Origin of the sequence: Streptomyces sp. NPDC021212 (assembly GCF_044332925.1) — a bacterium.
Taxonomy (GTDB): Bacteria; Actinomycetota; Actinomycetes; order Streptomycetales; family Streptomycetaceae; genus Streptomyces.
In genome coordinates this window covers 226925-248819 of record NZ_JBIRPZ010000005.1, presented here as the reverse complement: position 1 = coordinate 248819, position 21895 = coordinate 226925, and the positions used below count along the sequence as shown (strand labels likewise).

Annotated in this window: 15 protein-coding genes and 1 tRNA gene; 8 read left to right on the top strand and 8 right to left on the bottom strand. The window is 71.0% G+C overall.

Annotated features, from left to right (window positions below; translation table 11 throughout):
• The first annotated feature begins 16 nt into the window (after positions 1-16).
• Together ACH4SI_RS15770 and ACH4SI_RS15765 are read left to right on the top strand one after the other, a co-directional pair.
• Positions 17-814, top strand: a complete 798-nt coding sequence (locus tag ACH4SI_RS15770; RefSeq protein ID WP_398296266.1) for a hypothetical protein — start codon at positions 17-19, stop codon at positions 812-814.
• On the top strand, positions 811-4410 hold the full coding sequence (locus ACH4SI_RS15765; RefSeq protein WP_398296265.1) for a DEAD/DEAH box helicase: 3600 nt from the start codon (positions 811-813) through the stop codon (positions 4408-4410). Before ACH4SI_RS15770 ends, ACH4SI_RS15765 begins: the two co-directional genes overlap by 4 nt.
• Before the next feature lie 617 nt (positions 4411-5027).
• On the opposite strand, the gene ACH4SI_RS15760 is transcribed toward ACH4SI_RS15765, so the two are convergent.
• Together ACH4SI_RS15760 and ACH4SI_RS15755 are read right to left on the bottom strand one after the other, a co-directional pair.
• Complete coding sequence (locus ACH4SI_RS15760; protein WP_398296263.1) at positions 5028-5780, bottom strand: hypothetical protein; 753 nt, start codon at positions 5778-5780, stop codon at positions 5028-5030.
• A complete protein-coding gene (locus ACH4SI_RS15755; protein WP_398296262.1) occupies positions 5744-6163 on the bottom strand; it encodes a hypothetical protein in 420 nt (139 codons plus the stop codon). The genes ACH4SI_RS15760 and ACH4SI_RS15755 overlap by 37 nt, the downstream gene beginning before the upstream one ends.
• An 866-nt stretch (positions 6164-7029) precedes the next feature.
• Here ACH4SI_RS15755 and ACH4SI_RS15750 point away from each other — a divergent pair.
• Positions 7030-7287 (top strand): helix-turn-helix transcriptional regulator, encoded by a 258-nt coding sequence (locus tag ACH4SI_RS15750; RefSeq protein WP_398296261.1) that lies wholly within the window; start codon positions 7030-7032, stop codon positions 7285-7287.
• Positions 7287-8504, top strand: a complete 1218-nt coding sequence (locus tag ACH4SI_RS15745) for a tyrosine-type recombinase/integrase (protein ID WP_398296260.1) — start codon at positions 7287-7289, stop codon at positions 8502-8504. Before ACH4SI_RS15750 ends, ACH4SI_RS15745 begins: the two co-directional genes overlap by 1 nt.
• A 196-nt stretch (positions 8505-8700) precedes the next feature.
• Here ACH4SI_RS15745 and ACH4SI_RS15740 read toward each other — a convergent pair.
• Positions 8701-8774: transfer RNA gene (locus ACH4SI_RS15740), tRNA-Pro, on the bottom strand.
• A 237-nt stretch (positions 8775-9011) separates the two neighbouring features.
• Between ACH4SI_RS15740 and ACH4SI_RS15735 the strand changes: the two genes are divergently transcribed.
• Complete coding sequence (locus ACH4SI_RS15735) at positions 9012-9704, top strand: transketolase (RefSeq protein WP_398296259.1); 693 nt, start codon at positions 9012-9014, stop codon at positions 9702-9704.
• Positions 9705-9747: 43 nt separating this feature from the next.
• Complete coding sequence (locus ACH4SI_RS15730; protein ID WP_398296257.1) at positions 9748-10650, top strand: transketolase family protein; 903 nt, start codon at positions 9748-9750, stop codon at positions 10648-10650.
• Positions 10651-10660: 10 nt separating this feature from the next.
• Here the strand turns inward: ACH4SI_RS15730 and ACH4SI_RS15725 are convergent, their stop codons facing one another.
• A complete protein-coding gene (locus tag ACH4SI_RS15725) occupies positions 10661-11629 on the bottom strand; it encodes an alpha/beta fold hydrolase (RefSeq protein WP_398296256.1) in 969 nt (322 codons plus the stop codon).
• Positions 11630-11818: 189 nt separating this feature from the next.
• Between ACH4SI_RS15725 and ACH4SI_RS15720 the strand changes: the two genes are divergently transcribed.
• The gene (locus ACH4SI_RS15720) at positions 11819-15028 is read left to right on the top strand and encodes an amidohydrolase family protein (protein ID WP_398296255.1); all 3210 of its coding nucleotides are present in this window, start codon (positions 11819-11821) and stop codon (positions 15026-15028) included.
• Positions 15029-15055: 27 nt separating this feature from the next.
• On the opposite strand, the gene ACH4SI_RS15715 is transcribed toward ACH4SI_RS15720, so the two are convergent.
• Positions 15056-16027: a LysR family transcriptional regulator gene (locus ACH4SI_RS15715; RefSeq protein WP_398296254.1), complete on the bottom strand. Its 972-nt coding sequence runs from the start codon at positions 16025-16027 to the stop codon at positions 15056-15058.
• A gap of 70 nt (positions 16028-16097) precedes the next feature.
• On the opposite strand from ACH4SI_RS15715, the gene ACH4SI_RS15710 reads away from it, so the two are divergent.
• Positions 16098-17213 carry a TDT family transporter gene (locus ACH4SI_RS15710; protein ID WP_398296253.1) on the top strand — a complete coding sequence of 372 codons (1116 nt, stop codon included), beginning with the start codon at positions 16098-16100 and terminating at the stop codon, positions 17211-17213.
• A 3-nt stretch (positions 17214-17216) separates the two neighbouring features.
• Here the strand turns inward: ACH4SI_RS15710 and ACH4SI_RS15705 are convergent, their stop codons facing one another.
• The 3 genes from ACH4SI_RS15705 to ACH4SI_RS15695 all read right to left on the bottom strand — a co-directional run bounded on the left by ACH4SI_RS15705 (position 17217) and on the right by ACH4SI_RS15695 (position 21840).
• Entirely contained in the window at positions 17217-17963 is a 747-nt protein-coding gene (locus tag ACH4SI_RS15705; protein WP_398296252.1) for a helical backbone metal receptor, read from the bottom strand.
• A gap of 114 nt (positions 17964-18077) precedes the next feature.
• Positions 18078-20699, bottom strand: coding sequence for an ABC transporter permease/substrate binding protein (locus ACH4SI_RS15700; RefSeq protein ID WP_398296251.1), 2622 nt, complete (start codon positions 20697-20699; stop codon positions 18078-18080).
• Positions 20692-21840 carry a glycine betaine/L-proline ABC transporter ATP-binding protein gene (locus tag ACH4SI_RS15695; RefSeq protein ID WP_398296250.1) on the bottom strand — a complete coding sequence of 383 codons (1149 nt, stop codon included), beginning with the start codon at positions 21838-21840 and terminating at the stop codon, positions 20692-20694. Before ACH4SI_RS15695 ends, ACH4SI_RS15700 begins: the two co-directional genes overlap by 8 nt.
• Positions 21841-21895: the final 55 nt, after the last annotated feature.

Below are 21895 nucleotides of genomic sequence, written 5' to 3'. Positions count from 1 at the left end.
GAGTTCGGGGGTGCGCATGTTCGGCAAGTGGCTGGAGCAGGAGCCGGTAGAGCAGCCGGAGGGCGAGCTGCGCTATGAGGCTCTCGTCGAGTCCGGCGAGCTCGATGAGAAGGAGCTGATGGGCCAGCTCGGCCATGATGTAGCCCGCAACTACCTCAACCCGAGCGAGCTCGCGCTCGTGTTCGATGACCTGGGGTCTCCGGAGGTCGCGGATTACCTGCGCGTCAACAAGTTCCCAGCCGATATCATCGTCCGCCACGGGGACTTCGGTGAGGTCGTCACCGCCGGCCTGTACCGGAGGGTGCGCCGCTGGTGCGTGCCGATCCTGAAGCTGCGCTACAAGCAGACCCCGGGCCAAGCCGTACAGGGCACAGACGTGCTGGCCTTCCGCTTCCGCCAGACGCCGCCGGTGATCGCCGTGCCCGAGGTCAAGACCCGAGCCACCCGCAAACGCGATCTAGGGAAGGAGGCGAACGACAGTCTGGAGAAGGTCCTCGACCGCCTCGACGAGAGCCTCCACTTCGCCCTGGCCCGCTGCGCTGAGCGCGACCACCAGTTCCTCGTGCGGCACCTCGCCGCTCTGCTGCGCCGCCCCAAAGAGCGGGTGGTGGAACGGCACATGGTCTTCGTCCACGACGCCCTCGTCTGGAAGGACGACGTCGTCGACCTCCTAGCAGGCGTTGTGACCCAGCGCACCGAGCTGACGGTCGTCAAGATCAGCGGGCTTAAGGACTTCGTGACCCGCGTCTACCAGGCCGCCGAAACCAGCGCGGGCCCCCGCCGTACCGAGACCAGCAAGGACAACGCTGCGTGAAGGACTACAACGGCACCATCCACCGGCTCGGCGAGGAAGTCCTCACCGACGGCGAAGCCGCCCCGGGCCTGCGCGCCCAGCTGCGCTCGCATGTCCTGGGCGACCAGATCAGCCTTGAAGGCGCCCCCGTCGCCTACACGTACGACCTCGACGGCATGCGTCACGGCCTGACCCTCGCCCGGCTTGGTCAGCTCACCCGCACCCCGCGCGAACGGCGCGCTGATCCCGGCCCGCTGACGGAGATCGCCGAGGCGTACGCCGATCTCGCCGACAGGTACGAGGCAGCGCACCACCGGCGTGTGGAACTGCTGGCGATCGCCGCGGCAATGTGGAGTCTGGCCGGCTACCAGGCCAACGCCGCTACTCTCGCCGCCGCTTTCACCCGCGAGGCGCGGTCCTTGTTCGCCCTCGGTGAGCTCGAGGTCTTCGAAACGCCGACCACGGCCGCTCCGTACCGGATCGCCGAACTGACCGGTGCAGTCCTGCGCCGCGACCTCGACGAGGTCTCGCGCCTGGCCCAACAGGCTGCCGACGACCTTCGCGTCCTGGGGCAGCGGCTCCTGGGGGAAACCGCCGAGGGACGAGCCGATGTGGCGGACGCCGCCGTGCTCGCCGCCTACGGCCTCGCCGGACGGGCCGCCCGCAACCTCGCCGCCCTCTGGCGTACCGGCAACCGGGCCGCCGGCCGCGCGGCCGTCGCCGACCTGCGCAAGGCCGCCTCCATCCTGCTGGACGCCTCGGTGGCCGACACCTGGACCCTGATCGACTCCCTCGCCCACGTCGCCGAGGACATCGTCGCCACCTCGCCCTGGCTGCTGCTGCGCCGCGCGTCCACCTGGGGCCGCCTGTGGGAGCACTACCTCAAGGCTCTGATCGTCGCCGAGCGGCCCGTCATCCAGGTGTGGCCCTCCCAACGCGCCGCCCTGGACGCCGGCCTGGTCGACGCCTCAGCGCGGAACATGACGGTGACCATGCCCACCTCGGCGGGCAAGACCCACATCGCCGAGTGGGCCATCCTCCATGCCCTCGCCCCCCGTCCCGGCGACGAGAACCGCTGGCGGCTCGTCTCCCGGCTCGCCGTCTACGTCGTCCCCACCCGCGCCCTCGCCGCCCAGGTCGAGCGGCACATGGCCGAGAGCCTCGAACTGCTCGGCCTGAGGGTCTCCTCCCTCTTCGGCGGTGCCGAGCACGTCCGCTACGAGATGCAACTCCTGGACTTCACCGACGTCCTCGTCGTCACCAGCGAAAAACTCGACCTGCTGCTGCGCAACATGCCCGAACTGGCGGCACGCCTCGCCCTAGTCCTCGTTGACGAGGGCCACTCCATCGACCGCTCCGAGCGCGGACTGCGCCTGGAGATGCTGCTGACCCGTATCCGCCGCACCGCCCCGGCCGCCCGCCTCCTACTGCTCTCCGCCGTTCTGCCCAACGGCGAGGACCTCGCCCGCTGGCTCGACCCCGACGCCGACGCCACCAACCTCGCCAGCATCAACTGGTCACCCTCGCGCCTGCGAATGGGGGTCTTCTCCTGGCGCGGCCGCGACGCCGACGGCCAACAGGGCGCCATCGACTACGGCAACGCCGGCAACGGCGAGTTCTTCCTCCCCCGCGTCCTGACCCGGCACAAGAAGCGCGTCAACCTCTTCCCCAGCGCGCCCAAGGACGTCGCCGCAGCCCTGGCCCTGCACTTCGACCGGCTCGGCCCCGTCCTCATCGCCCAGCCCACCAAGGTCAAGGCCCGCGCCGCCGCCAAGGCCCTGGGCGAAGCCCTGAAGAAGGAGGGCGCGCCCAAACTCGGAACCGCGGACGGCTCCTTCAGCCCCGAGGTCGCCCGCCGGCGCCTGGAAGCCTCCGCCGAGATCGGCCGGCACATCGGCACCAGCCACGAGTTGGCCCTCATGGTCCTCGGGGGCTACGCCTACCACCACGCCGAGGTCCCCCAAGCCGTCCGCAACTCCCTCGAGCGCGCCTACCGCAATGGGGCACTCCGGGTCTTGTGCGCGACCAGCACCCTGTCCCAGGGCATGAACCTACCCACCAAGACCGTCCTCGTGCCCGACACCTGGCGCGGCCAGGGCGAGCGGGTCAGCGTCCGCGACTTCTGGAACACTGCCGGGCGGGCCGGCCGCGCCGGCCAGGAGACCGAAGGCCACGTCGTGCTGATCGCCAAGGACTCCAACGCCGCTCAGGAACTGCGCCGCCACTATCTGGACCGGGACAGGATCGAACCAGTCGTCTCCACACTCGGCTGGCTCTACTACGAGCTGGTCATCGCCCGTCTGGGCCACCGGCCCGGCGCCGGCGAGGATCTGACGGCGCTGGACCTGGCCGACCCCGACGGCGGGAAACTGGCCGAGTGGGCCGAGGGACTGGACATCCAGCTCCTGGCCCTGCTCGCCGAGGAGGTCGTCGACACTCCCGACCAGCACCTCCTCGAACAGGCTGCCCAGGCACTCCTCGGCGACACCCTCGCCGGACACCAACTCGGGGCCGAGGGTTGGTCTTTGGCCCCGCTGGCCCGCTTCTCCGCCCGCCGCGTCGCCGCCATCGCCCAGCGCCTGCCCGACCGGCCCGCACGCGCCGCGATCGTCCGCTCCGGCCTCAGCGTCCGTGGCGGCACCGACGCGCTCGCCGCTGCCGAGCAGATCCAGACCGTTCTCGACGTACGACCCGAACTGCTCACCGCCGAGCACTGGTCCAGCCTGCAGCGCCTCATCCTGACCCTCGCCGCGGACGTGCACGAAGTCCAGCGCGGCATCCGCCAGAAGAAGGTCGCCGCCCCCGCACTCGTACCCCTGGCCACCGACTGGATCGCCGGCCTCCCGGCAGCCGACCTTCACCAGAGACACCAAGGCAACCTGCTCACCCCCGACATCACCGCGACGACCAGCGCGATAGACAAGATCATCGTCCAGGACCTCGCCTGGGTCGTCTCCGCGCTGCTCCAGATCCTCGAACTCCGGCGCGGCGTCCCCGCCGAGGGCCACTTGGTCGCACTCCCCGCCATGATCAAATACGGGGTCGGCAGCCCCGCCGCCTGCTACGCCTCCAGCATCGGCATCCACGACCGCGCCACCGCGACCACCCTCGCCGCCAAATGCCCCTACCCGGAGCCGACCTTCCGCCAGTTCCTCGACTGGCTCAGCCAGCTCCCCACCGACGAGATCACCACGCTCACCGACCCCGAGACCGCCCGACTCCTCATCCGCAGCACCGAACGCCGCAGCCCCCGAGCCACCCAGGCAGCGATCCTCAGCGGCACCGGGACCTTCACCTGCCCCCTGCGCGGCGTCCGCCACAGCGGCAACGACGCCCACCTCTCGCAGCTGCCGGCCGGCACCCCCCTCGACCTCGTCCGCGCGCCCAGCAACGAGGCCGACCCGAACGCCATCCAGGTCCAGCACCATGGCGTCTTCCTCGGATGGATCGCCCGGGAGATCACGCGCCCGCTCGCCCTCGCTCTCGATGAGAACCCAGCACCCCGCGTCTACGCGCGGCTCGCCACTGACGCCCGATCGATCGCACGGCAGAACGGAGCCGATCAACTCCACGTGCACAACGCGGTCACCTTGACCATCACGCTCGCCCCCGGGTGATCGTCGCCGACCGTTCCCACATCGGCGCAGGGCCCTGGGTCACCACCCCGATCGGCCAACCACCAGACGGTGAACTCTCACCAGCTCAGCAGACCCTCCACCCGCGCACTCGGGGACAGGCCCCCAGCACCCAGCGATCAAGTAGACGAAGACACACGAGCGTGAAACAACCGAAAGTCCATTCGCACTACTCAGAGGTCACCATGCCCCCTCGCTGGTCCCTTTCCGGGACAACTGGCCACCTGGGCCCAGCAGCTCCGCGCAGGGCGTCACCCACCCTCGGACACCTCATTGATATACGCCACCCTGACAGGGCCTGACCTGCCAAACGGCGTGCCTGACACCGCACATAATGCGCATCGATAAACCGCGGGTCAGGAGCCCTCAGGGTCGGTTCAAGGATCGCGACGCACTCCAAGTGGTGGGTCATCGACAACACGAGTACCTACTTCTCAACACAGGTGTGGCATGCGTGCTGCCACAGATCACGCTAGCGAGGATGTGCCCGACAGTGTCCGGGCCTCAGGGGCTGGGGAGACCACGGCGAGGCGGCCGGGGCAGCGCGAGAGAATTGCCCCGGGTAGACCGCCGCGCCACCCCACCCGCTCACATCGCCCTCAGCCACGCCGTTCCGGTCCGTAGGGGCTCCATCCCCTGAGGTGCGGCTTAAGCTCCTCCGACGTGGGTTCACGTGAGTGCGGCATCTCTGGAAGCCCGCTCAAGGGGTCTATCGACTTCACATATCCCCTTGCCCACTCCAACCAGCGTCGGGCCGAGTCCAGAGCCGACTCATCCACGGCGCCGTCCAACTCACCGATACGACGTTCCAGCGCCATGCAGTACGCGCTGAGGGCAGCCGCTTCTTGCCACCCCCCGGCCTCTTCACGCAGCACCTGGGCAAGCTGCTCGCGAACAGCTTGTTCCTTCGCCACGTCCATGGCCGCTTGCCAACGAACTTCACGTTCTGCCCTGGCCTGCTGTTCATCCTGCCGACGCCGAGCGTCCTCGACAGCTCGCGCCTCGACCTCTCCAAGGATCACACCCAAGGCTTCTTCAAGCGTCCGGCTCTTACGATCCCGCCAGCGACCGGGCCGACCGGTCAGACCATGGGCAAGCTCCACGACGAGACGAGCGGAGCGCTCCGGATCCGTGGACTCCGGGAACTCCTGCCTGACGGAGACGGTGTACGCGAAGCCGTCGACAACGACGTCCACTCCGCTCTCGCGCGGGAAGAAGGACGACCGTGCCTTCCGCACCTCATACCCTCGCCGTACCGCCTCAGCCGACAGACCCTGCAACAGCAGAAGCGACCTACGGCGCAGCGCAGACGGCATCACCAGCCGACTCTTGTCGCCTTTGAGCGCAGCCACCACCGGATGCAGGTGCCCCAGTCGTGCGGGGACAAGGACCGACCCCCGTCCGCCTTCGGCCGCTGACTCCGCGCGTTGGGATGCGGTCCCTCCGCAAGGAACAGCTCCAGCCCCGGCCCGCCATAAGGGACCTTCTCGATACGTTTGCCCGCTGGCTCCAGGTTGTGGCGCTTCGCGTAATTGACGACGCGCCGCCATTCCGCGACCTCGTCGTCATCGGGATCAGTGATCTGGACGCACCCCTCGGCGACGAGCTGCTCGATCAGCTCCTGCGCCTTCGCCCGCCGGGCACGCGCGACGGGCCGCTCGCTATAGGGCGACCGAGGCTTGGCAGGCTCCGCCAGCTTACCGCCGTCGGCGACCGCAGAGTCGTCGTCGATCATCAGGAGCCAACGATCCCGCAAGGCATCGGCCGAACGCCAGCCACTTGACATCCAGGTTCAAGCACCCTTGTCGACAACACGCTGCTCTAGGAACCCGTGGTGCCGTTCGGGCAAGGCGGACCATCAGTGCACAGGCTCCAGCCCACGCCGCGCTGCCGCACGCTGAGTAAAGCCGAAGGGGTGTCAGTCCACCGTGGGAGTCCTCTGGGACTTTTCTGGGACTTCCAGCCCCATCAACCGGCACGAGCGTGAAACACCCGAAAGATCATCCATGCTGGCCAGAGCACCACTGCCGCACATCGCAGCAGGTCACCGCGCTCGCTGGTCTCTTCCGCGACAACTGATCCCGCGCGGGATGGACTCCACGTCAGCGGCGGCGCCTCCCGGTCAAAACCTGGCACGGTCGACGCGGTGTGAAGCCCATCCAGTGCAATCCCGATAGTCGCGCCATCCAACGTCCATGCGGAATATCGCCAAGTCCGCGCGCTCTCGCTTTGCCTCACCGCCGGATTTCTGAAGAGGCCGCGGCTTTATACACGCGGATCGCCGGTTAGCCAAACCGGCGTTTCCGACCACACTGGGTTCTGCGTCGCGGCGCACATTGCCTTCCAACAGGGCGTCACGCATCGCCCACCAGTACCTGCCCCAGCAGCATCGAAGGAGATACGTGTGATGGCTGGTCACTGTCCGCTGTTTACTGCGCTTTCCCGAGGAGCCGTTCTCCGGCGGAGAACTTCCCTGTTTGGGGTGGACTTCACGCCGGTCTTACCGCACGGTGTGTGGTCCAAATCTGATCAGCGCATCGGCCGAGTATTTCCCGGCCGGCTCGCCCCTGCCCATTTTCCTCCCCTTCCCTCAGGACGTAGATGCCTCACCGCGCCACCCCGCTCCACCCCACCACCGACAATGCACCGCCCGCCGCGGCAGCCGATCCGTGGTACACCACCGAGGAACTCGCCCGGCTTCTGAAGGTCGATGCCTCGACCTTGCGCCGCTGGCGCACCGCGCGCCCTGCCCAAGGCCCGCCGTTCGTCCGGTTGTCCGGGCGCGTGGTCCTCTACAGCGCCGTTGATGTGCGGCAGTGGCTCGCCGAGCGGCGCACCGTTCCCGGGCAGGCTGCCTGATGCCGCACGTCGAGCGGCTGCCGATCGCCGTCTCGCTCTCCCCCGATATCGAGCACCGTCCCGGACGCCCGCTGCCGTATCGGGCCCGGGTGCGGTGGACCGATCCGGTCACCAAGAAGCGCCCGTCGATCTCGGAGGCCCACGCCACCATTGATGAGGCGCAGGATTGGATCGATGCCCTGACTGCGGCAGCGTTGCGCGGTATCGACCCGGCCACCTCCACCCAGTCGTTGGCCACCTACGGCAACGCCAACATGAGGCTGGCGATGCGCGGGCTGGAGGCCAAGACCAGCGATCCGTACCTGGCCGGCTGGCGGCTGCGGGTGGTGCCCACCTTGGGCCATATCCCGGTGACGCAGGTCAGCAACGGTGCCGTGGACCGCAGTGTGTACGGCTGGATCGCTGACGGCGTCGGGCGCTCGACCGTGAAGAACAGTCTGGCCGTGCTGGCGAGGGTGATGCAGCAGGCGGTGCGGGACGGTCTCATACAAATCAACCCCACGCGGATATCCGGCTGGCAGTCCGAATACCAGCGGGCCGAGGACGAACTCGACGACCCTCGTACTCTGGCGCTGCCCGACTGGGACGCCCTGACCACGCTCGCCGATGCCCTGGTGCAGCGCTCGTATGGCCAGTACGCGGGCTGGGGCAGCGTCGTCACCTTCGCTGCCTGCACCGCGGCCCGCATCGGTGAGGTCTCCGGGATACGGGTCAAGGACATCGACCCGGTCAACTGGGTCTGGACCGTGCGCCGTCAGACCACTCCCTCGCCTGGGGGGCTGGTCGACAAGGGCACCAAGGGCAAGATGGCCCGCCGGGTCCCGCTGATCGAGGAAGTGCGTCCCCTGGTCTCCCAGCGCCTGCTGGTCACCGGGCGCGATCCCGAGGCGCGGCTGTTTACCGGGCCCCGCGGGGGACGCATCTCCACCGCGGTGCTGCGGGACGCCACCCACTGGGACGAGGTGGTCACCTCCCTCGGTCTGGAGCATCTGCGCCGCCACGACCTGCGGCATACGGGGCTGACCTGGATGGCCGACGCCGGAGTCCCCTTGCATGTGCTGCGCGTCATCGCGGGTCACGGGTCGCTGATGACCACTCAGCGGTATCTCCACCCCGATCTGCGGGCGATCGCGGAGGCGGGCCGGTCCCTCAGCGCCCATCTGTCCGGGGCTCGGGCACCCTCGGAGCAACTGGCCGCGTCTTTGCGGGCACTGTAGGAACCCGACAATCGTCACCTGGACCGAGATGATCTTGGTCCCCAGCGATAAGGCTCCGATCTGGGGTTTCTTCCCTGCCGTGGTCCCCAGCTGGTCCCCGGACCTCTGACGGACACTTAAGCGGAGGCTGCCTTCCGGATTGACGAAAGGCCCGCTGACCTGGGATTTCTCCCTGTCAGCGGGCCTTGTCGCACCGTCGGGACGACAGGATTTGAACCTGCGACCCCTTGACCCCCAGTCAAGTGCGCTACCAAACTGCGCCACGTCCCGGTGCTTGTCCGGCCCGGGGTTTCCCCCTTGCCGGGCGCGCATGAAGAACAATACCGCACTTCAGGGGGTGCTCGCTTCCACCCCTGCTGGGGTCCGGGAGCGACCCGGGGTTACGGGCTGTTCGCGGGGGGTGGCGGGGTGTCGCCGAGGGCGGGGCGGGGGCGGCGGGCTCGTCGGGGTGAGGGCGGCGATGCTCGCGCTTGACTTCAAGTTGACTTTAAGTTGCAGGCTCTCGGTATGACCTCGACCTACACCGACCTTCCGCGACTGATGAGCCTGATGACCGGCGACGAGAAGCACGGGCCCGCGGCCACCTCCACGCTCGATGCGCTCTGGGTGCTGTACGACCGCGTGCTGCGCGTCTCGCCCGAGACGGTGGACGATCCCGGGCGGGACCGGTTTCTGCTGTCCAAGGGGCACGGGCCGATGGCGTACTACGCCGTGCTCGCGGCCAAGGGATTCTTCGCCGACTCGCTGCTGCCGGGGTTCGGCTCGTACGACTCGCCGCTGGGCCACCATCCGGATCGGGTGCTGGTGCCGGGGGCCGAGATCAGCAGCGGTTCGCTCGGGCATGGGCTGCCGCTGGGGGTGGGGACGGCGCTGGGACTGCGGGCGCAGGGGCTCGACGGGGGCGGCGGACCGGCCGTGTGGGTGCTGATCGGCGACGCCGAGCTGGACGAGGGGAGCAACCACGAGGCGATCGCGTACGCGGGCGCCGCCGGGCTGGGGCGGCTGCACACGGTCGTCATCGACAACGCCTCCGCCACCTACGGCCGGCCCGGCGGCATCGCCGCCCGGTTCGAGGCCGCGGGCTGGTCCGCGGCGACGGTCGACGGGCGGGACCACGACGCGCTGTACGACGCCTTCACCGCACCGCATCCGGGGCGGCCGCGCGTCGTCGTCGCCCGGGTCGCCGCCAAGGACTCATGAGGCCATCAGGCCACCGATCACGACGTTTTCAGGGGATTCTCTCGTGGACACCATGCGTGAACGCTTCGCCTCCACCGTCTCCCGTCTCCTCGACGACGACCCCCGGCTGGCCGTCGTCCTGGCGGAGATCGGCAAGGACGGCTTCGCGGGCGCCCAGCGCGCCCATCCCGACCGGGTGATCAACGTCGGCATCCGCGAGCAGCTGCTCGTCGGTGTCGGCGGCGGGCTGGCGCTGACCGGGATGCGACCGATCCTGCACACCTTCGCCAGCTTTCTGGTCGAGCGGCCGTTCGAGCAGGTGAAGCTGGACTTCGGGCATCAGGGGGTGGGCGGGGTGCTGGTGAGCGCGGCGGGCTCGTACGACTGGCCCGCGGGCGGCTTCACCCATATGGCGCCCGGTGACGTCGCCCTGCTGGACACCCTCGACGGCTGGACGGTGCACGTCCCCGGCCACCCCGACGAGGCCGAGGCGCTGCTGCGGGACGCGGCCGCCGCCGGGGACGACTCGGTGTACGTACGGCTGTCGGCGCACGCCAACGCGGCGCCGCGGGCCATCACCCCGGGGCGGTTCCTGACCGTGCGGGAGGGGCGTGGCGGGGTGGTGGTCGCGGTCGGGCCGATGCTCGACGGCGTGCTCGCGGCCGTCGAGGGGCTGGACGTGACCGTGCTGTACGCCACGACCGTGCGCCCCTTCGACGGGCGCGTGCTGCGGGCCGCCACGAACACCGCCGGGGCGGACGTCGTGCTCGTGGAGCCGTATCTCGCGGGTACGTCGACGGCGGCCGCGAACGACGCCCTCGCCGACGTACCGCACCGGGTGCTCGGGCTCGGCATCGCCCGGCGCGAGCTGCGGCGCTACGGGACGATCGAGGAGCATCTGGCGGGGCAGGGGCTGGACGCGGTGTCGCTGCGGACGCGGATCGGCGGGTTTCTGCGGCGTACGTGACGACGGCGGCTCAGACGTGCTTGTCGAGCCAGTCCAGGAGGTCCTGCTGCACCTCGTCGCGGTTGGTCTCGTTGAGGATCTCGTGCCGGGCGCCGTGGTAGCCCTTCCAGCTCAGGTCGCGGGTGCCGCCGTAGCGGAAGTCCTCCAGGAGTTCGTAGACCAGGGTCATCCGCTGGTTGCAGGGGTCCTCGGTGCCCACCGCCAGGTGGACCGGGAGTCCGGCCGGGACGCGGGCCTGGTTGCGCGGGTCGTTGACCTTGCGGACGGCGCGCAGCCAGTCCAGCGAGAGTCCGGTACTGAAGGGGAAGCCGCAGTGGTCGTCGGCCGCGTAGGCGGCGACCTCGGCCCGGTCCCGGGAGAGCCATTCGAAGCCCGTTCCGAACTCGTACGGGTCGTTGAACGAGGCGAAGAGCGTGGGGGTGAAGGTGGACAGGGCGGTACGGCCGCGTTCCGCGATCTCCCGTTCGATGTCCGCCATCGCGCCCTCGATCTCCGCGCCCGGCAGCGAGCGGAAGGTGCCGGAGAGGATCAGCCCGGCCAGTTCCGCGCCGTACTCCTGGGCGCAGTCGCGGGCCAGCATGGAGCCCATGCTGTGGCCGAGCAGGACCAGCGGCAGTCCGGGGTGGTCGGCGCGGGCCCGGTCGCCGATGGCGCGCAGGTCCGCGACGATCGCCCGCCAGCCGTCACCCTCGTCGCCGAAGTCACCCACGTCACCCACCTCACCGACGACCCCGAGGCCGCCGGTGGACTCGGCGGTCGCCCCGTGGCCGCGGTGGTCGGAGGCGACGACCACGTAGCCGTGTCCGGCCAGGAAGCGGGCGAACCGGTCGTAGCGGCGGGCGTGTTCGGCGGCGCCGTGGGCGATCTGGACGATCGCGCGCGCGGTGCCCGCCTCCGGCTGCCAGGTGTACGTCGCGACGCGCACGCCGTCCGGGGCGGTCAGGTGGTCCGTGCGATGGGTGATGCCGCCAGCTGGCATGCGTCTTCGTCTCCTGAGCCGATGGGATGAGGGCGGAATCCCACTCTCCCCTCGCCGGGCCGCCGAGCCAAGGCCTTGGACGGGTGTTGACGGGGTGTTGACCGGGGGCACGGGCGGTGTGTAACGATCAAGCGCTTTCCGTACCACTTGCAACTCCTGACCGTGCAACTCCCTGTACCAGGAGGATCGTTGGTTACACCCGAAGCACCTGATGCCACATCAGAAAGCCCCCTCTCCCGGCGGCGGCTGCTGCAGGCGGCCGCCGCGGGGGCCGCCGTCGCCGCCGGCACCGCGATCCCGGCCGAAGCGGTGGCCCAGGCCGCGGCCCGGGCGGAGGCGCGGCGGGTCTCGCTCTCCTTCACGGCGGCCACCAACGGCGCCGCGTCCCTCTCCCCCTCCGGCGACCGGCTGATCGCCGAGGTCCAGAACGTGCTGTGGTCCGTCCCCCGTAAGGGTGGTGACGCCGTCGCGCTCACCCCGCCCGATCTGGAGCCCACCCGTCCGGTCCACTCCCCCGACGGGAAGCTGCTGGCCGTGTGCGCATACCGGGGCGGCGGCTTCCACATCTGGACGCTGCGGCCCGACGGTTCCGATGTGCGGCAGCGCACGGACGGGCCGTGGGACGACCGCGGTCCGGCCTGGTCGCCCGACGGCACCCGGATCGCCTTCGCCTCCGAGCGCGGCGGCGATCCGGTGGCGGGCAGCCCGTACCGGGTGTGGGTGCTGGACGTGGCGAGCGGCGAGCTGACCCGGCTGACCGGGCTGCCCGGCCAGGACGGGCCGCTCCAGGACGGCGCCTGGGAGGACTTCGACCCCACCTGGTCCCCGGACGGCGAGCGCGTGCTGTTCGTGCGCGGCGTGCCCGCCGAGACCGCCCTGGACGCCCGTACGGTGGCCTCCGTACGGGCGGACGGCACCGGACCGGTGACCGCCCTGCGCACCGACGCGACCACGGGCGCCCAGGTGATGACGCCGTCCGTGTCGGCGGACGGCAAGCTCGCCTATCTGCGCACCACCGTCGCGCCCGACGCGTCCTGCACGCTGGTCGTGGACGGCGCGGCGGTCAAGGTCGAGGGCGATGTGCAGCCGGTGCCGCCGCGATGGGTCTCGCGCGGGGAACTGCTGCTGACGGTGGACGGGCGGTTCCGGCTGGTGCGCCCCGACGCGCCGGCCAAGGGCGAGGAGATTCCGTTCGCCGCCACCCTGCCGGTCGACCGCCCCCGGTACACGGTCAAGCGGTACGACTTCGAGGGCGGCGGGGCGCGTCCGGTGCGCGGGCTGCATCTGCCCGCGCTGTCGCCCGACGGCCGCAAGGTGGCCTTCGCCGCGCTCAACTCCCTGTGGATCGGGGACGTTTCGGGAGGCCGCGCCCCGCGCCGGGTCGTACGGGCGGACGCCACCCGGTATCTGCTCGCGCCCTCCTGGACGCGCGACGGGCGCGCCCTGGTGTACGCCGACGACCGCGACGGGCTGCTCGCCGTGCGCCGCCGGGATCTCGCCTCCGGCAAGGAGACGGTGCTCGCCTCCGGCGGCCGGGTGCACCCCGCGCTCTCCCCCGACGGGAAACGGCTCGCCAGTATCGACATGTCGGGAAACCTCGTTCTACGGGATCTCGGCGCCGGTACGGAGCGGGTCCTGGCCGCGCCGCTCGGGGCGGGCGGGCTGCCCGGGCGGCCGACCTGGTCGCCGGACGGCCGGTATGTCGCCCTGTGCGACCGCAACCGGCTGAACCGGCGATTCCGCGAGGGCTACAACCTCATCCGGGTCGTCGACACCGGCAGCGGCACCGCGAAGCTGCACGCCGTCGCGCCGCACACCTCCCTCACCGACCGCTATGATTCCGGCCCCGTCTGGTCCCCGGACGGCCGCCACATGGCCGTCGTCGCCGAGTCCGCCCTGTGGCTGCTGCCCGTCCGGCCCGACGGGAGACCGGACGGCGACCCGCGCCGGCTGACCGACGAGGCGGCCGACCATCCCTCCTGGTCCGCGGACTCGGGCAGCATCCTGTATCTGTCGGCGGGCAAACTGCGGCTGCTGGACGTCGCGAGCATGGACGTCCGTACGGTGCGCGTCCCGCTCGACCACCGGCGGCCGCGCCCGGCCGACACCGTGGTGCACGCCGGGAGGGTCTGGGACGGCACGGGCGGTGGGGGGACGGTCCGCGAGGACGTCGACATCGTGGTGCGCGGCGGGCGGATCGCCACCGTCGAGGCGCACCGCGGCGGGCGGCCGGCGAAGCGCCGTATCGACGCCTCGGCCCATACGATCGTCCCCGGGCTGTGGGACGCCCACACCCACCCGTGGCAGTACACGTACGGCGGCCGCCAGACCTCTCTGCAGCTCGCGTACGGCATCACCACCGCCGTCTCGTTCGGCGGCTTCGCCTACGAGCAGGCGCGGCTGCGGGAGGCCGTCGCGGCGGGTGCGCTGGCCGGGCCGCGGCTGCTGGCCACCGGGGAGCTGCTGGACGGGCCGCGGGTGGCGTACAGCATGGGCCGGGCGCACCGCACCCGGGACGGGCTGCGGCGCTCGCTGGACCGCGCCGCGGCGCTCGACTGGGACTTCGTGAAGACGTACGTCCGCGCGCCCGGCTGGATCATGGAGGAGGCCGCCCGCTTCGCGCACGACCGGCTCGGGGTGCGCTCCGGCAGCCATCTGTGCACGCCCGGCATACAGCTCGGGCAGGACCTGACGACCCATCTCCAGGCCACCCAGCGGCTGGAGTTCGGGCATGTGACGTCGGCGACCGGGCGGGCCCGGCAGGACGTGGAGGAGATCTACACGGCCTCCGACTTCCGGCTGATCGCCACGCCGTTCGCCGCCCAGCCGCTGGTCGGCGCGGATCCCTCGCTGGCCGAGGACGAGCGGGTCACCCGGCTGATGCCGCCGTGGGACACCGCCCTGGTGCGGCAGCTCGCCGGAACGCCGCCGACCGACGCCCAGCTGGCGACCCTGCGCACCGAGATCGACATATACCGGCGGATCCTCGCCGGGGGTGGTGTGGTCGCCCTGGGGACGGACCAGCCGCTGGCGCCGGTGGGGCTCCATCTGCACATGGGGCTGCGGGCGTTGCACCGGTTCGGGATGTCGCCCGCGGAGGCGCTGCGCACGGTGACCGTCCTCCCGGCGCGGGCGTTCGGCGCGGAGCGGGATCTGGGCACCCTGGAGGTCGGCAAGCTGGCGGACCTGACGGTCGTGGACGGCGATCCCTTCACCGACTTCGACTCGATGGTACGGACGGTCTCGGTGCTGCGCGGCGGGGTGCCGTACGAGCAGCGGCAACTCGTCGAGGCGTTCCCGGCGACCGCCGGAGCCGCGGCGCACGGGCAGTCGGCGGACCACTGGCTGGAGGTGGGGCGGCAGTTGCGGCGCGACGGGTGCTGCGACCTGCACATATGACGCGTGCCTGAGCGGTCGCGGCCCGGCTCAGACGGTGGGAGCCGGGCCCGGCCGCGTCAGGCCGAGCAGGTCACGGGCCGGGCCGGTGGGGTGGGGGCCGGACCGCCAGACGGCGCGCAGGTCGCGGCGGAGGGGGATGTCCGGGACCGCGATCTCCACGAGGCGGCGGGCGGCCAGTTCCTCGCCGACGGCCAGGCGGCTGAGCACCGCGGGGCCCGCCCCGCTCACCGCCGCCGCCTTGACGGCGGTCGTGGAGGCCAGCTCCAGCAGGGGCGCGGCGAGCCCGCCGTGGGCCGCGAGGGCGGCATCCAGCACCTGCCGGGTGCCGGAGCCGCGCTCGCGGAGGATGAGCGGCGTGGCGGCCAGTTCTGCGGCGGCCGGCGGGGTGCGGCGGCGGGCCCAGGGGTGTCCGGGGGCGGTGACCACGGTGAGGCGGTCGTGGCCGATGACGATGGCGTCCAGCCCGCTCGGGGTGTCCAGGCCCTCGACGAAGCCGATGTCCGCCTCGCCGTCCAGCAGCCGCGCGGCGACGGCCGCCGTGTTCCCGGCGAGGAGCGAGACGGCGGTGCCGGGGCGCAGCGCGCGCAGGGCGATCAGCCAGCCGGGCAGCAGATACTCGGCGATCGTCATGCTGGCGGCGACCCGCAGCCGGGAGTCACGGCGGTCGCGCAGCGCGTGGACGCCCGCGTCGAACGCCTCGGCCGCCTCCACCACGCGCCGCGCCCAGTCCGTGACGAGCGCCCCGGGTGCGGTGAGCCGGGAGCCGCGCGGCGAGCGGTCCACGAGCGCGACGCCCAGCCGCCGTTCCATCGCCCGGATCCGGCTGCTCGCGGCGGGCTGGGTGATGCCCAGCTCGCGGGCGGCGCGGCCGAGGCTGCCGAGTCGGGCGACGGCGAGCAGCAGCTCCAGTGCGCCGAGATCGGGGACGCGGTGGGCGAGAGGGGTGGCCGTCAGGCCGTCGCCGCCGGGTGTGGGGCTCTTCCGGCCCTGCTCGCTCATCACGTCAGCTTATGCCCCCATAGGGGGAAGGGGCCTGGTGGGCGGCCTGGCGGCGGGTGAGGGTGCGTTCATGGTCACTGTCGCACCCGCCCCGCCCCTCCCCGCCGCCACCGTCCGGGGCCGCCCCCGGCCGTCCGTACGCGGCCTCGGCCCGAACTGGTACGCCACGGTGATGGGCACCGCGATCGTGGCCACCGCGGGCGCCGGGCTGCCGGTGCGCGTCCCAGGTCTTGGCGGCGTCTGCCGGGTGGTGTGGGGGCTGTCGGTGCTGCTGCTCGGCGCCGTGCTGGCCGCCCGCGCGGCGCACTGGGCGCGCCATCGCGACCGGGCCCGCGCCGACCTCCTCGACCCGGCGGTCGCGCCCTTCCACGGCTGCCTCCCCATGGCGCTGACGGCGGTCGGCGCGGCGACGCTGTCGGTGGGGGCGGAGGTGATCGGCGTACGGGCGGCGGTGGCCGTGGACGCGGCCCTGTGGGCGGCCGGAACGCTCGCCGCCCTGCTGACGGCGGCCGGGATCCCGGGCCTGATGGTCGCAAGGCACCGGATCGGCCCCGGGGAGGCGTCCCCGGTGTGGCTGCTGCCGGTCGTGGCGCCGATGGTGTCGGCGGCGACCGGTCCGGCGCTGGTGCCGCATCTGCCGCCCGGGCAGGGGCGGGAGGCCCTGCTGCTGGGATGCGTGGCGCTGGCCGGGGCGAGCCTGCTGGGGACGTTCCTGATGCTGCCGCTGATCTTCGACCGGCTGGTCCGCCACGGCCCTCTCCCGGCGGTGCTGACGCCCGCGCTCTTCCTCGTGCTGGGCCCGCTCGGGCAGTCCACGACGGCCGCGGGCGGCATGGCCGACGCCGCGGCCTATACGGCGGGCGCGGGCGGGCTTGCCGCCGCCCGGTTCGCCTCGGTGGTGTACGGGGTGCCGGTGATGGGGTTCGCGCTGCTGTGGCTGGCGTCGGCCGGGGCGCTGGTGGTGCGGACGGCGCGGCGCGGGATGCCGTTCGCGATGACCTGGTGGGGGTTCACCTTTCCGGTGGGCACCTGCGTGACGGGGGCGGCGGCGCTGTCCCGGCACACGGGTTCGCACGCGTTCGGCTGGCTGGCGGTGGGGCTCTACGGCGCGCTGGTCGCGGCGTGGGGGCTGGTCGCGGCGCGCACGGCGCTCGGTCTGGCGCGCGGCACGCTGCTCGCGCCCTGAGCTTCAGCGGGCCGCCGCGAGCGCCGCGCCGAGGACGGCGGGTGCCTCCGCCAGCGAGGGGCCGTACCAGGTCAGATGGCGGCCGCTGACAAGCGCGGCGGGCAGCCCGGGGAACGCCTCGGGCCCGTCGTCGGCCGTGAAGCGGTACGGCTCGTCCGGCAGCACCACCAGCTCGGCGCCGCACCCGGTCAACTCGTCGAGGGGGATCCGGGGGTAGCGCTCGGGGTGCTCCGCGTACAGCTGCCGTACGCCCAGCCGGGCCAGCAGATCGCCGGCGAAGGTGTCCCGGCCCAGCACCATCCACGGCCGCCGCCATACGGGAACCACGGCCCGGCGCTCCACACCAGTGGTGAGGACGTCCGCCCAGGCGGCCTCGGCCTCGTCCAGCCAGCCGGGCCGCGGCAGCCCGCAGCCGTGCACCAGGACGCGTTCCAGCTCGGCGAACGCCTGCTCCAGCGTCCGTACCTCGGTCACCATCACCTCCAGCCCGGCGGCGCGCAGCGCGGCCAGGTCGGGGGCGCGGTTCTCCTCCTCGTTGGCGAGGACGAGGTCCGGGGCGAGGGCCGCGATCCGGGCGGTGTCGGGGTTCTTGGTACCGCCGACGCGCTCCGCGCGCAGACCGGGCGGATGGCTGCACCAGTCGGTCACCCCGGTCAGCAGGCCGGGCGCGGTGGCGGCGACGGACTCGGTGAGCGAGGGCACCAGGGACACCACGCTGCGTACGCGGTCACGCGGGACACGAGGACTCATCGCACCACCGTACGGCCACACGCGACCGGGCCCCGCACAAACGGCCGCCGCCGCGGTCCGGAGCGATCGGGGCTCCGGACCGCGGCGGCGGGTGTCACCGCGCGGGGGCGGCGGTCAGGGGGTGACCGGCGCCATCTTGTCGACGATGCCGGGGTGGGCGTCGATCCACTTCTGGACGCCCTTCTCCTCGTTGCCCTTGCCCGCGTCCTGCACGGCCTGCTCCAGCGTCGCGAGCTCCTTCTCCGTCATGTGCCACTTCTTCAGCCACCCGTTGAACTCGGGGAACTTCTTCGGGAAGGACTTGTTGGCGAGAGTGTGGAGCTGGTTGTTCGCCCCGAAGGCCTTCTCCGGGTCCGCGAGCTTGGTGAGCTTGTACTTGCTGTACGCCCAGTGCGGGGTCCACAGGACGACGGCCACCGGCTCCTTCTTGGCGTAGCTGCGCTCCAGCTGCGCCAGCATCGCCGGGGAGGAACCGTCGGAGACCGTGTACTCCTTGTCCAGGCCGTATGTCTTCAGGACCTTGCTCTTGAGGATCTTCATCTCGCCGGTGCCCGGCTCGATGCCGACGATCTTGCCCTTGAAGAGGTCGGCCTTCCCCTTGAGGTCGGCCAGGGACTTCACGTCCTTAACGTACGAGGGCACGGCGATCTCAAGAGAGGTCTTGTCGTACCAGGAACCGACATCGACCAGATTCTTCTTGTATCTGTCCCAGTACTGCTTCTGCGCGACCGGCAACCAGCCGTCGAACTCGACGTCGACCTGGCCGGTGCTCATCCCGGTGAACATCGAGCCGACGTCGTACTGCTTGATCGACGGCTTGTAGCCCCGCTTCTCCAGGACGTTCTTCCACAGGTACGTGGTCGCGATGTCCTCGTCCCACGGGAAGTAGCCGATCTGCGGCGCGGCGCCCGCGTCCTTGCCCTTCTGGTCGGCGCCGCCGGGCACCGGGGCGAGCTTGTTCGCGATCCCCGGGTTGTCCTTCAGCCAGGCGCGCACGCCCTGCTGCTCCTTGCCCTTACCGGCGTCCTGGATGGCCGACTCCAGGCTGGTGAGCTGCTTCTCGCCCAGCTTGAAGTTCTTCATCCACTTGGCGATCTGCGGGTTCTTCTTCGAGAAGCCCTTGCGCGCGATCGTGTCGATGTGGTCGCCCTTGCCGAAGGCGCCCTTGGGGTCCTTCAGCTTGGTGAGCTTGTACTTGTCGTACGCCCAGTGCGGGGACCACAGGGTGACCGCGATCGGCTCCTTCTTGGCGTAGGAGCGCTCCAGTTGGGAGAGCATCGCCGCGGTGGAGCCCTTGACCAGCTGGTAGTCCTTGTTCAGGCCGTACCCCGGCATGACCTTGTCCTGCATCAGCTTCATCTCACCGGCGCCGGGCTCGATGCCGATGATCTTCTTCTGGAAGGTGCCGGACTTGGACTTGAGGTCGTCGAGGGACTTCACGCCCTTGACGTACGAGGGGACCGCGACCTCCAGGGAGGTCTTGTCGTACCAGGAGCCGAGGTTCTCCAGCTTGTCCTTGTACTTCGCCCAGTACGTGGCGTGGGTGGCCGGGAGCCAGGCGTCGGTCTGCATGTCGATGTTGCCCGCGGCCATGCCGGTCCACAGGGCGCCGACGTCGTACGACTGCACCTTGGGCTTGAAGCCGCGCTCCTCCAGCAGCTCCTTCCACAGGAAGGTGGAGGCGACGCCCTCGTCCCAGTTGATGTAGCCGAGGTTGACCGACTGGCCCTTGCCGACGTTGGCGGAGACGGTGGGTCCGCTCTCGTTGCCGCCGAACATCTTCATACCGCCGGCGACCAGCGCCAGGACGACCACGCCGACCATGGCGACCGAGGTCGCGGGCCGCCAGTGGAGCACCTTCGTGCCACTGAGCGCCTTGGCCCGCTCCTTGGCCAGCGCGCGGCGGGCCAGCGGGGAGACGCGCTGATTGAGCGCGCTGGTCATCCGGTCCAGGTACATGGCCAGGATGACGACCGCGATGCCGCCCTCGAAGCCCATGGCCACGTCCACGGAGCTGATCGCCTGGAAGACGGTCGACCCCAGGCCCTCGGCGCCGACCATGCCCGCGATCACGACCATGGACAGCGCCAGCATGATCACCTGGTTGATGCCCGCCATGATGGTGGGCAGGGCCAGCGGCAGCTGGACCCGCAGCAGGGTGCGGCGCGGATGGGTGCCGAAGGCGTCGGCCGCCTCGACCAGCTCGGCGTCGACCTGGCGGATGCCCAGCTCCGTCATGCGGACGCCCGGGGGCATCGAGAAGATGACGGTCGCGACGACACCGGGGACGACCCCGAGGCCGAAGAAGAAGATGCCGGGGATCAGGTAGACGAAGGCGGGCATCGTCTGCATGAAGTCCAGCACCGGGCGGATCGACGCACTCACGGCGCGGTTGCGGGACGCCCAGATACCCAGCGGCACCGCGAACACGATGGTGATCGCGCCGGCGACCAGCACCAGCGCGAGGGTGTTCATCGCCTCGGTCCACAGCTCGATCGAATCGATGAGCGCGAAGCCGGCGAAGGCGAGGACGGCGGGCAGCAGCCCGCGCAGCCACCAGGCGAGCACGGCGAGGATGCCCGCGAGCAGCAGCGGCTGGGGGGCGGTGAGCACCGCGTTCACCCCGTCGTACATGCCCTGCACGACGGAGGAGATGAAGTCGAAGAGCCAGCTCAGGTTGTCACGGAGCCAGTTGACGCCGGAATTGATCCAGTCGCCGAGTTCGAGCCTAGGCACCGGTGATCACCTTCTTCGCGGACTCGGGCGCGTCCCCGCCGCCGGGTGACGGCGGCGTCGCGCCATCACCACCGGTGTCCCCGTCGCCGAGGACGGCGAGCAGCCGGGCGCGGGCGATGACGCCGACGAGGGTGCCGTCACCGTTGGTCACCGCGACCGCGGTGCCGCTGCGCGAGCAGGGGGTGAACAGCTCGACGATCGGGGTGTCGGTGCCGACGGTGGCGGGGGCCGCGTCCAGCACGTCCTGCTCGGTGCGCAGCGGCGTGCCGTCGTCGGCGGTGGTGCCCAGCACCTCGGCCGGGTCCGACATGATCGCCCCGGCGGTGAGCACCCGGGACCGGTCGACGTCCTGGGTGAAGGAGGCGACGTAGTCGTTGGCCGGGGTGACCAGGATGTCCTCGGCGGTGCCGATCTGGACGATCCGGCCGTCGCGCATGACGGCGATGCGGTCGCCGAGGCGCATGGCCTCGTTGAGGTCGTGGGTGATGAAGACGATGGTCTTCTTGAGCCGCTTCTGGAGCTGCACCAGCTGGTCCTGCATATCGCGGCGGATCAGCGGGTCGAGCGCGCTGAAGGACTCGTCCATCAGCAGCACGTCGGCGTCGGTGGCCAGGGCGCGGGCGAGGCCCACGCGCTGCTGCATACCGCCGGACAGCTCGTCGGGCCAGGACTTCTCCCAGCCGGCCAGGCCGACCATCTCCAGGGCCTCGGTGGCGCGCTTCACGCGCTCCTCGGCCGGTATGCCCTGGACCTCCAGGCCGTACCCGGCGTTCTCCAGCACCGTGCGGTGCGGGAAGAGCGCGAAGTGCTGGAAGACCATGCTGATCTTGTGGGAGCGCACCTGGCGCAGATCGCGCGAGCTGAGCGCGGTGAGGTCGTCGTCGTCGAAGAGGACGCGTCCGGCGGTCGGCTCCAGCAGCCCGTTCAGCATGCGCAGCAGCGTGGACTTACCGGATCCGGACAGACCCATGACAACGAATGTCTGGCCCGCCTCGACCGCGAAGGAGGCGTCGATGACCGCAGCCGTCGTACCCTCCGCCCGCAGTTTCTCGCGGTCCGCACCGCCCTCGAGATCGGCTACCGCCTCATCGGGTCTTCTGCCGAACACCTTGTACAGGCCTTCGGCTCGCAGTTTGGACACATATACCTCTCAGGTCTCACCAAAAAAACGACCCGCCACCCCCGCCGGCAGGTCG